Annotated in this window: 11 protein-coding genes; 4 read left to right on the top strand and 7 right to left on the bottom strand. The window is 60.8% G+C overall.

Features of this window, described 5'->3' with window-relative positions; genetic code table 11:
• Positions 1 to 48: 48 nt before the first annotated feature.
• A complete protein-coding gene (locus HDC30_RS26480; RefSeq protein ID WP_115988153.1) occupies positions 49 to 399 on the bottom strand; it encodes a glutaredoxin family protein in 351 nt (116 codons plus the stop codon).
• On the bottom strand, positions 399 to 1,403 hold the full coding sequence (yejK, locus tag HDC30_RS26475; protein WP_095138266.1) for a nucleoid-associated protein YejK: 1,005 nt from the start codon (positions 1,401 to 1,403) through the stop codon (positions 399 to 401). Before yejK ends, HDC30_RS26480 begins: the two co-directional genes overlap by 1 nt.
• Positions 1,404 to 1,798: 395 nt before the next feature.
• On the opposite strand from yejK, the gene HDC30_RS26470 reads away from it, so the two are divergent.
• On the top strand, positions 1,799 to 2,080 hold the full coding sequence (locus HDC30_RS26470; protein ID WP_003221909.1) for an HU family DNA-binding protein: 282 nt from the start codon (positions 1,799 to 1,801) through the stop codon (positions 2,078 to 2,080).
• 191 nt (positions 2,081 to 2,271) lie between these two features.
• Here HDC30_RS26470 and rlmF read toward each other — a convergent pair whose 3' ends face one another.
• From rlmF to HDC30_RS26445, 5 genes are all read right to left on the bottom strand, one after another.
• Positions 2,272 to 3,291 (bottom strand): 23S rRNA (adenine(1618)-N(6))-methyltransferase RlmF, encoded by a 1,020-nt coding sequence (gene rlmF, locus HDC30_RS26465; RefSeq protein WP_183785811.1) that lies wholly within the window; start codon positions 3,289 to 3,291, stop codon positions 2,272 to 2,274.
• A gap of 234 nt (positions 3,292 to 3,525) precedes the next feature.
• Positions 3,526 to 6,372, bottom strand: coding sequence for a valine--tRNA ligase (locus tag HDC30_RS26460; protein ID WP_183785810.1), 2,847 nt, complete (start codon positions 6,370 to 6,372; stop codon positions 3,526 to 3,528).
• Positions 6,373 to 6,621: 249 nt separating this feature from the next.
• Positions 6,622 to 7,017, bottom strand: coding sequence for a DNA polymerase III subunit chi (locus HDC30_RS26455; RefSeq protein WP_183785808.1), 396 nt, complete (start codon positions 7,015 to 7,017; stop codon positions 6,622 to 6,624).
• A gap of 8 nt (positions 7,018 to 7,025) precedes the next feature.
• Positions 7,026 to 7,454 carry a DNA polymerase III subunit chi gene (locus HDC30_RS26450; RefSeq protein WP_183785806.1) on the bottom strand — a complete coding sequence of 143 codons (429 nt, stop codon included), beginning with the start codon at positions 7,452 to 7,454 and terminating at the stop codon, positions 7,026 to 7,028.
• A gap of 60 nt (positions 7,455 to 7,514) precedes the next feature.
• On the bottom strand, positions 7,515 to 9,005 hold the full coding sequence (locus HDC30_RS26445; protein WP_027610952.1) for a leucyl aminopeptidase: 1,491 nt from the start codon (positions 9,003 to 9,005) through the stop codon (positions 7,515 to 7,517).
• A gap of 308 nt (positions 9,006 to 9,313) precedes the next feature.
• On the opposite strand from HDC30_RS26445, the gene lptF reads away from it, so the two are divergent.
• From lptF to lepA, 3 genes are all read left to right on the top strand, one after another.
• The gene (gene lptF, locus HDC30_RS26440) at positions 9,314 to 10,435 is read left to right on the top strand and encodes an LPS export ABC transporter permease LptF (protein WP_183785804.1); all 1,122 of its coding nucleotides are present in this window, start codon (positions 9,314 to 9,316) and stop codon (positions 10,433 to 10,435) included.
• Complete coding sequence (gene lptG / locus HDC30_RS26435) at positions 10,428 to 11,489, top strand: LPS export ABC transporter permease LptG (RefSeq protein WP_103369733.1); 1,062 nt, start codon at positions 10,428 to 10,430, stop codon at positions 11,487 to 11,489. Before lptF ends, lptG begins: the two co-directional genes overlap by 8 nt.
• A 172-nt stretch (positions 11,490 to 11,661) precedes the next feature.
• Positions 11,662 to 13,458, top strand: a complete 1,797-nt coding sequence (lepA, locus tag HDC30_RS26430; protein ID WP_003221926.1) for a translation elongation factor 4 — start codon at positions 11,662 to 11,664, stop codon at positions 13,456 to 13,458.
• Positions 13,459 to 13,466 lie beyond the last annotated feature (8 nt).

Below are 13,466 nucleotides of genomic sequence, written 5' to 3'. Positions count from 1 at the left end.
GCTTCGCCGCCGATCGGGGATAAATCCCCTCACCACAGAGGAGTTGTGTTATTTCAGGGCGGCGAGGATCTCGTCCGGGTCGAACCCGCGAATCAACGTGCCATTCACGTCGATCAGCGGAATCCCGCGTCCACCCAGCGCCTCATACGCCTTGCGCGCCTCGGCGTTCTTCTCGATATCGAATTCCTTGAAAGGAATCCCCTTGCTGTCGAGAAAGCGTTTGGTCTGCTTGCAGTAGCCGCACCAGTCGGTGGCATACAGCACGACATGGGCCTGCGCCCGCGTCTGCTCAGAGACCATCTGCGATGGGTTGAACACCCGCTCGATCTTGCCCCAGTTCTGATAGACCACGACCACCAGCAGAACCAGCGCAACCTTCTTCAGCACATTACCGAGCATCAGTTGCGGCGCTTGAGCTGATCGGTGAGCGAGGTTGGCAGGCCCTTGATGATCAAGGTGCCGGCCTCCTCGTCGTACTCGATCTTCGAACCCAGCAGGTGCGCTTCAAAGCTGATCGATAGACCCTCGGCGCGGCCGGTGAAGCGGCGGAACTGGTTGAGGGTGCGTTTGTCCGCGGGAATCTCCGGCGACAGGCCGTAATCCTTGTTGCGGATGTGATCGTAGAAGGCTTTCGGCCGTTCTTCGTCGATCAGCTCCGACAGCTCTTCCAGGCCCATCGGCTCGCCGAGCTTGGCCTGGCTGCTGGCGTAATCGACCAGGGTCTTGGTTTTCTCGCGGGCGGAGTCTTCCGGCAGGTCTTCGCTCTCGACGAAGTCGCTGAAGGCCTTGAGCAGCGTGCGGGTCTCGCCCGGGCCATCGACGCCTTCCTGGCAGCCGATGAAGTCGCGGAAGTATTCCGAAACCTTCTTGCCGTTCTTGCCCTTGATGAACGAGATGTACTGCTTGGACTGCTTGTTGTTCTGCCACTCGGAGACGTTGATCCGCGCCGCCAGGTGCAATTGGCCGAGGTCGAGGTGGCGCGACGGCGTCACGTCCAGTTCATCGGTCACTGCCACGCCTTCGCTGTGGTGCAGCAGGGCAATCGCCAGGTAGTCGGTCATGCCTTGCTGATAGTGAGCGAACAGCACGTGGCCGCCGACCGACAGGTTCGACTCTTCCATCAGCTTCTGCAGGTGCTCTACCGCAACCCTGCTGAACGCGGCGAAGTCTTTGCCACCGTCCATGTATTCCTTCAGCCAGCCGCTGAACGGGAACGCACCGGATTCCGGATGGAACAGGCCCCAGGCTTTGCCCTGTTTGGCATTGTAGCTCTCGTTGAGGTCGGCGAGCATGTTCTCGATGGCCGCGGACTCAGCCAGTTCGGAGTCACGGGCGTGCAGAACTGCGGGCGTGCCGTCGGGTTTTTTGTCGATCAGGTGGACGATGCAATGACGGATCGGCATGGGCTTCTCGGCTGGTGGAAGGGAGGAGGGCAGGCTCCCCCGAAAAAGCGCCCAGTGTACCGCAACCACTGGTTTTGGCGCGGGGTGAAGGGCAAATCCAGGGCGGGTGGGTGCCCTTATGCAGTTTTTTACCGATTTAGAGCAATAAAGCTGACCAAATGGGTAGCTAGAGGCGGATATTTCCCCGTCTCTGTGCTAGTTTTGCCCGGTCTTACGCGAAGTCACTGCGTTAAGCGTGCAATCAGCATTTGTCAGGTCGAACCAAACCCTGATTTCGGCATCTATAACCCGACTCGTCGTGGTTATCGCCGAGGGTGCCAGATCCAGAAGATCGGGCTCGATGGCTGACACTGCACTCTGCAATCCATATGAATTTGATAGGGAAGGAACACTACATGGCTCTTACTAAAGACCAACTGATCGCCGACATCGCTGAAGCTATCGACGCGCCGAAAACCACCGCGCGTAACGCTCTGGACCAACTGGGCCAAATCGTTGCCGATCAGCTGGAAAACGGCGGCGAAATCACCTTGCCAGGTATCGGCAAGCTGAAAGTGACCGAGCGTCCTGCCCGCACTGGCCGTAACCCTTCGACTGGCGCTGCCATCGAAATCCCTGCCAAGAAAGTGATCAAGCTGGTTGTGGCCAAAGGCCTGACCGACGCTGTGAACAAGTAAGACGCAGCGATAAAAAAACCGTGCACCGGAGCGATCCGGGCACGGTTTTTTTGTGTCTGCGATTTGGCGGCGCCACGCAATCCAATGTGGGAGCGAGCCTGCTCGCGAAAGCGTTGGATCAGTCACCTTCAATATTGACCGACCTGCCGCTTTCGCGAGCAGGCTCGCTCCCACATGGAATCATCCGCGTGTTAGCGAACCCAGCGCTCGCGCCGCCAGATCTGCTGCTCGGACTTGGTCTGGAAGGTCCAGGCCACGAAGCGACTCTGCTTCTGCCCTTGCGACATCTCCACCACCTGGCTTTCCAGCACGCCGGCCTTTTTCAGGGCGGTTTCGATGGCGGGCAGGTTCGAGGCTTTTGACACCAGCGTGCTGAACCACAGCACCTTGTGCTGGAAGTGCGCGCTCTCGGCGATCAGTTGCGTCACGAAACGCGCTTCACCGCCCTCACACCACAGTTCGGCGGACTGACCACCGAAGTTCAGCACTGGCAGCTTGCGTTTCGGATCGGCCTTGCCCAGTGCGCGCCATTTGCGCTCGCTGCCCTTGGTCGCCTCTTCCATCGAAGCGTGGAACGGCGGGTTGCACATGGTCAGGTCAAAGCGCTCGCCCGGCTCCAGCAAGCCGATCAGGATGTGCTTGCGGTTTTCCTGCTGGCGCAGCTGGATCACTTTGTTCAGCCCGTTGGACTGGACGATGGCTCGGGCGGCAGCCACGGCGGTCGGGTCGATTTCCGAACCGAGGAAGTGCCAGCGGTATTCGCTGTTACCGATCAGCGGATACACACAGTTGGCACCCATGCCGATGTCCAGCACGTTGACGATCGCACCGCGCGGAACCTTGCCGTCGTTCATGCTGGCCAGCAGGTCGGCGAGGAAATGCACGTAATCGGCACGGCCCGGGACCGGTGGGCACAGATAATCCGCCGGAATGTCCCAATGCTCGATGCCATAGAACGCCTTGAGCAGCGCCCGGTTGAACACGCGCACCGCGTCGGGGCTGGCGAAGTCGATGCTTTCCTTGCCGTACGGGTTGGTGATCACGAATTTTGCCAGTTCCGGCGTGGTCTTGATCAGCGCCGGGAAGTCGTAGCGACCCTGGTGGCGATTGCGCGGGTGCAGGCTGGCCTTTTCACGCGGCTCGACGGCTTTGGCCGGGGTCGCGGCATCAGGCTTCTTGCGCGCAGGTTTGGGTGTGCGGGGGGCGTTCATGGGTGTGATCGATTCGGGTATGGCTGAAAGTGGCGGGTATTGTCCCACATCTAAAGGCAACACCGTTCAAACTGTGGGAGCGGGCTTGCTCGCGAAAGTGGTGTGTCCGCCAACACATAGGTTGAATGACACACCGCATTCGCGAGCAGGCTCGCTCCCACAGGGGATTCGTGGCGATTCTTGAATAAAAAAGGGAGGCCTTTACGGGCCTCCCTTTTTCATTGCGGCTTGCCCTTACAGGCTGGAAATCCGCGCGTGCTGCTCGGCCAGTTTGCCCAGGGCCTGTTCAGCCTCGGCCAGTTTGGCGCGTTCCTTCTCGATGACTTCGGCCGGGGCCTTGTCAACGAAACCGGCGTTCGACAGCTTGCCGCCAACCCGCTGGACTTCGCCCTGCAGACGCAGGATTTCCTTGTCCAGACGTGCCAGCTCGGCGCCCTTGTCGATCAGGCCGGCCATCGGCACCAGCACTTCCATCTCACCCACCAGAGCGGTGGCGGACAGCGGCGCTTCTTCGCCAGCCGCCAGAACGGTGATCGATTCCAGACGCGCCAGCTTCTTCAGCAGCGCTTCGTTCTCGGTCAGACGACGCTGATCTTCAGCGCTGACGTTCTTCAGGTAGATCGGCAGCGGTTTGCCCGGGCCGATGTTCATTTCGCCACGGATGTTGCGCGTGCCGAGCATCAGGCCCTTGAGCCATTCGATGTCGTCTTCGGCGGCTGGATCGATGCGCTCCTCGTTGGCCACCGGCCAAGGCTGCAGCATGATCGTCTTGCCCTGAATGCCGGCCAGCGGCGCGATGCGCTGCCAGATTTCTTCGGTGATGAACGGCATGAACGGGTGCGCCAGACGCAGCGCCACTTCCAGTACGCGCACCAGGGTGCGACGGGTGCCGCGCTGACGCTCGACCGGCGCGTTTTCGTCCCACAGCACTGGCTTGGACAGTTCCAGGTACCAGTCGCAGTATTGGTTCCAGATGAACTCGTACAGCGCTTGCGCGGCGAGGTCGAAACGGAACTGATCCAGTTGACGGGTCACTTCGGCTTCGGTGCGCTGCAGTTGCGAGATGATCCAGCGATCCGCCAGCGACAGCTCGTAGGCTTCGCCGTTCTGGCCGCAGTCTTCGCCCTTGTCCAGAACATAACGCGCGGCGTTCCAGATCTTGTTGCAGAAGTTGCGATAGCCTTCGACGCGGCCCATGTCGAACTTGATGTCGCGACCGGTGGACGCCAGCGAGCAGAAGGTGAAGCGCAGGGCGTCGGTGCCGTAGCTGGCGATGCCGTCGGCGAACTCGTCGCGGGTCTGCTTCTCGATCTTCTTCGCCAGTTTCGGCTGCATCATGCCGGAGGTGCGTTTCTGCACCAGGGCTTCCAGCTCGATACCGTCGATGATGTCCAGCGGGTCCAGGACGTTGCCCTTGGACTTGGACATCTTCTGGCCCTGGCCATCACGCACCAGGCCGTGCACGTAAACGGTCTTGAACGGTACTTGCGGAGTGCCGTCCTCGTTCTTGATCAGGTGCATCGTCAGCATGATCATCCGGGCAACCCAGAAGAAAATGATGTCGAAACCGGTGACCAGCACGTCGGTGGAGTGGAATTTTTTCAGGAACTCGGTTTGTTCCGGCCAGCCGAGGGTGGAGAACGTCCACAGACCCGAGCTGAACCAGGTGTCGAGCACGTCGTTGTCCTGTTGCAGTGCAACGTCCGGGCCGAGGTTGTGCTTGGCCCGCACTTCGGCTTCGTCGCGACCGACGTAGACCTTGCCCGACTCGTCGTACCAGGCCGGAATCCGGTGGCCCCACCACAGCTGACGGCTGATGCACCAGTCCTGGATGTCGCGCATCCACGAGAAGTACATGTTTTCGTACTGTTTTGGCACGAACTGGATACGGCCGTCTTCAACGGCGGCAATCGCCGGTTCAGCCAGAGGCTTGGTCGACACGTACCACTGGTCGGTCAGCCACGGCTCGATGACGGTACCGGAACGGTCGCCTTTCGGCACTTTCAGGTTGTGATCGTCGACGCTGACCAGCAGGCCGGCGGCGTCGAACGCCGCGACGATCTGCTTGCGCGCTTCGAAACGCTCGAGACCGGCGTACTCGGCCGGAATCTTGCCGTCGATGCTGTCGTTCAACGTGCCGTCGAGGTTGAACACCTGGGCTGCGGGCAGCACGTTGGCGTTCTTGTCGAAGATGTTCAGCAGCGGCAGGTTGTGGCGCTTACCGACTTCGTAGTCGTTGAAATCGTGGGCCGGGGTGATCTTCACGCAACCGGTGCCGAACTCTGGATCGCAGTAATCGTCGGCGATGATCGGGATGCGGCGGCCAACCAGTGGCAGCTCGACAAATTTGCCGATCAGGGCTTTGTAGCGCTCATCGTTCGGGTTAACCGCCACGGCGGAGTCGCCGAGCATGGTTTCCGGACGGGTGGTCGCGACGATCAGGAAATCGTTGCCTTCAGCGGTTTTCGCGCCGTCAGCCAGCGGATACTTGAGGTTCCACAGGAAACCTTTCTCGTCGTGGTTTTCCACTTCGAGGTCGGAAATCGCCGTGTGCAACTTGGTGTCCCAGTTGACCAGACGCTTGCCGCGGTAGATCAGGCCGTCTTCGTGCAGGCGTACGAAGGCTTCTTTAACCGCTTCCGAGAGACCGTCGTCCATGGTGAAGCGCTCGCGGCTCCAGTCCACGGACGAGCCGAGGCGGCGGATCTGACGGCTGATGTTGCCGCCGGACTGATCCTTCCACTCCCAGACTTTCTCGAGGAATTTCTCGCGACCCAGGTCATGACGGTTCTGGCCGGTGGCTTCCAGTTGACGCTCCACCAGCATCTGCGTGGCGATACCGGCGTGGTCGGTGCCCGGCTGCCACAGGGTGTTGCGACCCTGCATGCGGCGGAAACGGATCAGGGCGTCCATGATCGCGTTGTTGAAACCGTGACCCATGTGCAGGCTGCCGGTGACGTTTGGCGGCGGGATCATGATGGTGTAGGAATCGCCCGCGCCTTGCGGTGCGAAATAGTTCTCGGACTCCCAGGTGTTGTACCAGGAAGTTTCAATGGCGTGCGGCTGGTAGGTCTTATCCATGCGCGGCGGGACCCTATTGGCATTTATTCAGGAAAAGCCGGGAAGTATAGCGGGGCATGGGGCCGAGGGCGAGCGGGGGGAGGCTGGGCGGACACGAATGTTGGGGGGAGCCTTGTGGTGAGGGGATTTATCCCCGATGGGCCGCGCAGCAGCCCTAATATTTCAATCACGCTGCGTATTTGCAGGGTTCACGACTGCTGCGCAGCCGATCGGGGATAAATCCCCTCGCCACAAGGAGATCCATCCGGGTTATTCGTACTGGCTGAGGAGCCGTTCCATCCGCGCCTCGAGGCGGCGTTTGATTTCGGTCTCGATGTGCGGCGCGAAGTCGTCGATCACGTCCTGCATGATCAATTGCGCGGCGGCGCGCAGTTCGCTGTCCAGGTGCAGCAGGGCGTCCGGGCCTTTATCCACAGGCGCTGCCGGTTTGGCAGCAGGCGCCGGGGCCGGAGCTTGGTGCGGTTCGATGGCGGACGGCGCGGTGTCGACGGCCTCGAACAACATCGGAATCTGTTCCTGTTCGCCGTCCTCGACCGTGTCGGTCAGCAAGGGCGGTTGCAGGTTGTCATCGCCGAGCAACTGGCGGATCGATTCGAGATCGTCCAACAGGTGTGCAGGCTTTTGCAGCGGTTTTGGAGTGTCCATCGGCGTACTCAGAGTCGCTGTAAACGGTGGTCTTGCAGAGGATAGCCCTGTTCGCGGTAGAAACGGAAACTCTCCCGTGCCGCCGCGCGAATCGTCGGATCTTCCACCACCACTTCCGCCACGCGGGCGAATTGGCTGGCGAAGGCCGGGACTTTCAGGTCGAGGTTGACCAGCAGATCCTGATGCTCGCCGCAGTCAGCGCCAAGTCCCAGCACGATCAAACCGTCCGGTTCGCTCTCGGCAGGGCCGTGCGGCACGAAGGCTTCGCCCTTGAACGCCCACAGGCGCGCATCGAGATCGTCACGCTGAGCAGCATCGCTGCAATGCAGGTAGATGCGATGGCCCATGCGCCAGGCTTTCTCGGTGAGCTTGCAGGCAAAGTCCAGGCGAGCCGATGGGTCGGCGCTGGGCAGGATATAGAAGTCGACTTTGGTCATTGCGGTTCCTGAGCCTTGAGCGGCGTCACCGTAGAGTGACGCCGCCCAGGTTCATCGGTTTCAGGCTTTGGCGCGGTCCAGCAGGTATTGGGTCAGCAGCGGAACCGGACGGCCAGTGGCGCCCTTGTCCTTGCCGCCGCTGGTCCATGCGGTGCCCGCGATGTCCAGGTGCGCCCAGTTGAGGTTCTTGGTGAAGCGCGACAGGAAGCACGCGGCGGTGATGGTGCCGGCCTTCGGCCCGCCAATGTTGGCGATGTCGGCGAACGGGCTGTCCAGTTGCTCCTGGTATTCGTCGAACAGCGGCAGTTGCCAGGCGCGGTCGTCAGCGGCTTTGCCGGCGCTGAGCAGTTGTTCGATCAGTTCGTCGTTATTGCCCAGCAGGCCGGAAGTGTGGGCGCCGAGTGCGACCACGCAGGCACCGGTCAGGGTGGCGATGTCGATCACTGCTTGCGGCTTGAAGCGCTCGGAGTAGGTCAGGGCGTCGCACAGCACCAGACGGCCTTCGGCGTCGGTGTTGAGGATTTCCACGGTCTGGCCGCTCATGGTGGTGACGATGTCGCCCGGACGCGAAGCATTGCCGCTCGGCATGTTTTCGGCGCAGGCGAGGATGCACACCAGGTTGATCGGCAGCTTCAGTTCGAGCACCGCACGCAGGGTACCGAACACGGAGGCCGCGCCACCCATGTCGTACTTCATTTCGTCCATGCCGGCGCCCGGCTTGAGGCTGATGCCGCCGGTGTCGAAGGTGATGCCTTTGCCGACCAGCGCGTAAGGCTTCTCGGACTTCTTGCCACCGTTGTATTGCATGACGATCAGGCGCGGCGGCTGAGCGCTGCCCTGGCCGACGGCGTAGAACGAGCCCATGCCCAGGGATTTGATCTTCTTCTCGTCGAGGACTTCGACTTTCAGATCCTTGAACTCTTTGCCGAGGTTCTTCGCTTGCTCGCCGAGGAAGGTCGGGTGGCAGATGTTTGGCGGCAGGTTGCCCAGATTACGGGTGAAGGCCATGCCGTTGGCGATCGCGGTGGCATGGTTCACGGCGCGCTGCACTTCAGCCTGCGCAGCCTTGATGGTCAGCAGGGTGATTTTCTTCAGGGCGCGCGGTTCGGCTTTCTGGCTCTTGAACTGGTCGAAAGTGTATTCGCCGTCCACCAGGGTTTCCGCCAGCAGACGGGTCTTGCCGTAGCTGTCGCGGTTCTTGACGATGATTTCATCCAGGGCCAGCACGGCATCGCTGCCACCCAGACCTTTCAGGGTGTTGAGGATGCCAGCCACGATTTTACGGAACGGACGGTCGCCCAGTTCTTCATCCTTGCCCACGCCGACCAGCAGCACGCGCTCGGCTTTCAGGTTCGGCAGGCTGTGCAGCAGCAGGCTTTGACCGACCTTGCCGGCCAGATCGCCACGCTTGAGCACGGCGCTGATCGCGCCACCGCTCAGCTCGTCGACCTGTCTGGCGGCGACGCCGAGTTTGCGGCCTTCGCCGACGGCAACCACCAGGGTGGCGGTTTTCAACGTTTCTGGGCTAACGCTTTTTACAACCAGTTCCATGTCCGGATCCCTGAATGAATGGTCAACACACAGGCGTTCGACGGTGTCCGCAGTCGCCTGCTTATAGATAGAAGAGGCGCAGGTCTGTGCCTGCGACGAAGGCGGCAGTTTGAACCTCGCTCACCGCGCCTGACAACCCTCGGTTGTGCGATCTTCAACGGAATCTACGCTTGGGTGAGTGTGCGCAGTGACAGGCGCCCTCAATCACAGGATAATGCCGCATCTTTTTTCGACGGCTCTGCCTTGCGGGTCGCTCGAAACATTTGCTTGTTTGGCCGCCTTAGCCTGACAACCCTGGAGTGTCTGGTTTGATCGTCTTCCGTTATCTGTCCCGTGAAGTGATGTTGACCCTGAGCGCCGTCAGCGCCGTGCTGCTGGTCATCATCATGAGCGGTCGCTTCATCAAATACCTTGCCCAGGCCGCTGCGGGCCAACTCGATCCGGGATCGCTGTTCCTGATCATGGGTTACCGTCTGCCGGGTTTCATGCAACTGATCCTGCCGTTGGGGCTGTTTCTCGGGATCCTGCTGGCTTACGGCCGGTTGTACCTCGAAAGCGAAATGACCGTGCTCTCGGCCACCGGCATGAGTCAGCAGCGTCTGCTGCGCATGACCCTGTTCCCGGCGACGCTGGTGGCACTGGTGGTGGCGTGGCTGAGCCTGAGTCTGGCCCCGCAGGGCGCCAACCAGTTCCAGCTGCTGCTGAACAAGCAGGACGCCCTGACCGAATTCGATACCCTCGAACCTGGCCGTTTCCAGGCGTTGCGTGACGGCACTCGGGTGACCTACACCGAAAGCCTGACCGACGATCGCGTCAACCTCGGTGGCGTGTTCATCTCGCAGAAAAACCTCGGCTCCGATCAGAAGGACCGCGGGATTTCCGTGCTGGTGGCCGAGAAGGGCCGTCAGGAGATCCACTCTGACGGCAACCGCTACCTGATCCTGCACAACGGCTATCGCTATGACGGCAGCCCGGGTCAGGCCGATTACCGCGCGATCAAATACGACACCTACGGCGTATTGCTGCCAAAACCCGATGCCAGTGACGAAGTCACCGACCGTGACGCGATCCCGACTTCGACCCTGCTGGGCGCCGACGACGAGCGTTCCAAGGCAGAATTGCAATGGCGGATTTCCCTGCCGTTGCTGGTGTTCATCGTGACCCTGATGGCGGTGCCGCTGTCGCGGGTCAATCCGCGTCAGGGCCGTTTCCTGAAGCTGCTGCCGGCGATTCTTCTTTATATGGCTTACCTGACCATCCTGATTGCCGCCCGCGGCGCCCTCGAAAAAGGCAAGATCCCGCCGGCCCTTGGCCTGTGGTGGGTGCACGGGATCTTCCTGGTCATCGGTCTCGCCCTGCTGTACTGGGAGCCGTTGCGCCTGAAGCTGGCCAGCCGTCGCAGCGCTGCGCTGGAGGTGGCCCGTGGTTAAACTCGACCGCTACATCGGCAGCAGCGTATTCGTGGCGATCATCGCCGTGCTGGCGATCATTCTGGGTCTGGCGACCCTGTTTGCCTTCATCGACGAGATGAGCGACGTCAGCGATACCTACACACTGGCTGACGTGCTGAGCTTCGTCATGCTCACCGCGCCGCGTCGCCTGTACGAAATGTTGCCGATGGCCGCGCTGATCGGCTGTCTGATCGGCCTCGGCAGTCTGGCCAGCAGCAGCGAACTGACGGTCATGCGTGCCGCGGGTGTGTCCATCGGGCGCATCGTCTGGGCCGTCATGAAGCCAATGCTGGTGTTGATGCTGGCCGGCGTGCTGATCGGCGAATACGTGGCGCCGGCCACCGAAAGCATGGCCCAGGCCAATCGCTCGCTGGCGCAAGGCAGCGGCGACGCGCAGAGCGCCAAGCACGGCATGTGGCACCGTCAGGGTGAGGAATTCATCCATATCAACGCCGTGCAACCCGACGGCCTGTTGTATGGCGTGACCCGCTATCACTTCGACAAAGAGCGCCACCTGCTCAGCTCCAGCTTCGCCAAGCGTGCGGAATTCGACGGCAAGCGCTGGCTGCTCAGCGACGTGACCACCACGGTGTTCCACGAGCGCAGCACCGAAGTGGTGAATGCGCCGAGCGAGGAGTGGGACGTATCGCTGAGCCCGCAATTGCTCAACACGGTGGTGATGGCACCTGAGTCGCTGTCGATTTCCGGTCTGTGGGGCTATATCCACTATCTGGCGGATCAAGGCCTGAGCAATGGCCGCTATTGGCTGGCATTTTGGGTCAAGGTGTTGCAGCCGCTGGTCACCGCCGCGCTGGTGCTGATGGCGATCTCCTTCATCTTCGGCCCGTTGCGCTCGGTCACCCTCGGTCAGCGAGTGTTCACCGGTGTGCTGGTGGGCTTCACCTTCCGCATCGTCCAGGATCTGCTCGGCCCGTCGAGCCTGGTGTTCGGTTTCTCGCCGCTGTTCGCGGTGCTGGTGCCGGCCACGGTCTGTGCGCTGGCGGGTGTGTGGTTGCTGCGACGGGCCGGCTGATGGCCGCGTTGTTGCCAACGCTGTAACCGCGAAAACGCCTCGGTCGACAGATCGGGGCGTTTTCGTATGCAATCCGGGTGACAGGCGAACGTGACGCTTGCGCCGTGTATCAGGTACAATTCCCGGCTATTTTTCGGCGGGCCAAGCCTGCAGCCTTTTTGAGTGTTGATCCGTGAGTGATTTGAGTCATATCCGCAATTTCTCCATCATCGCCCACATTGACCATGGCAAGTCGACGCTGGCTGACCGTTTCATCCAGATGTGCGGTGGCCTGGCCGAGCGTGAAATGGAAGCCCAGGTACTGGATTCCATGGATCTGGAGCGCGAACGCGGGATCACCATCAAGGCCCACAGCGTTACCCTCTATTACAAAGCCAAAGATGGCGTCACCTACCAGCTGAACTTCATTGACACCCCGGGTCACGTCGACTTCACCTACGAAGTCAGCCGTTCCCTGGCCGCGTGTGAAGGTGCGTTGCTGGTGGTCGATGCCGGTCAGGGTGTTGAAGCCCAGTCCGTGGCCAACTGCTACACCGCCATCGAGCAAGGCCTCGAGGTCATGCCGGTGCTGAACAAGATCGACCTGCCACAGGCCGAGCCGGACCGCGTCAAGGACGAGATCGAGAAGATCATCGGCATCGACGCCACCGACGCCGTCACCTGCAGCGCCAAGACCGGCCTGGGTGTCGACGAAGTGCTCGAGCGTCTGGTCGCGACCATTCCTGCGCCGACCGGCAACATCGAAGATCCGCTGCAAGCGCTGATCATCGACTCCTGGTTCGACAACTACCTGGGCGTTGTCTCCCTGGTGCGCGTGCGTCATGGCCGCGTGAAGAAGGGCGACAAGATCCTGGTGAAATCCACCGGCAAGATCCACCTGGTCGACAGCGTTGGTGTATTCAACCCGAAGCACACCGCTACCGCTGACCTCAAGGCTGGCGAAGTGGGCTTCATCATCGCCAGCATCAAGGACATTCACGGTGCTCCGGTCGGTGACACCCTGACCCTGAGCTCGACTCCGGATGTACCGGTTCTGCCCGGTTTCAAACGCATTCAGCCACAGGTTTACGCCGGTCTGTTCCCGGTCAGCTCCGACGACTTCGAGGACTTCCGCGAAGCGCTGCAGAAACTGACCCTGAACGACTCGTCGCTGCAGTACACCCCGGAAAGCTCCGACGCCCTGGGCTTCGGCTTCCGTTGCGGGTTCCTCGGCATGCTGCACATGGAGATCATCCAGGAGCGCCTCGAGCGCGAATACGACCTGGACCTGATCACCACCGCGCCAACGGTAATTTTCGAGCTGGTGCTGAAAACCGGTGAAACGATTTACGTCGACAACCCATCCAAGCTTCCGGATGTGTCGGCCATCGAAGACATGCGCGAGCCAATCGTGCGGGCCAACATTCTGGTTCCGCAGGAACACCTGGGCAACGTCATCACCCTGTGCATCGAGAAACGCGGCGTACAGGTCGACATGCTGTTCCTCGGCAATCAGGTCCAAGTGACCTACGACCTACCGATGAACGAAGTGGTCCTGGACTTCTTCGACCGTCTCAAATCCACCAGCCGCGGCTATGCTTCGCTGGATTACCATTTCGATCGTTACCAATCGGCTAATCTGGTGAAACTGGACGTGCTGATCAACGGTGACAAGGTCGACGCCCTGGCGTTGATCGTGCACCGTGACAATTCGCACTTCAAAGGTCGCCAGTTGACCGAGAAGATGAAAGAACTGATTCCTCGTCAGATGTTCGACGTGGCGATCCAGGCGGCCATTGGCGGTCAGATCGTTGCCCGGACAACCGTCAAGGCACTCAGAAAGAACGTATTGGCCAAATGCTACGGCGGTGACGTAAGCCGTAAGAAAAAGCTGCTTGAAAAGCAAAAGGCCGGTAAGAAACGCATGAAGCAGGTCGGCAACGTGGAAATTCCACAAGAAGCCTTCCTTGCCGTGCTCAGGTTGGAATAGTCAGGTCC

The organism is Pseudomonas sp. JAI115 (assembly GCF_014200835.1).
GTDB classification, from domain to species: domain Bacteria; phylum Pseudomonadota; class Gammaproteobacteria; order Pseudomonadales; family Pseudomonadaceae; genus Aquipseudomonas; species Aquipseudomonas putida_A.
This window is presented reverse-complemented; position numbering and strand designations above follow the sequence as displayed.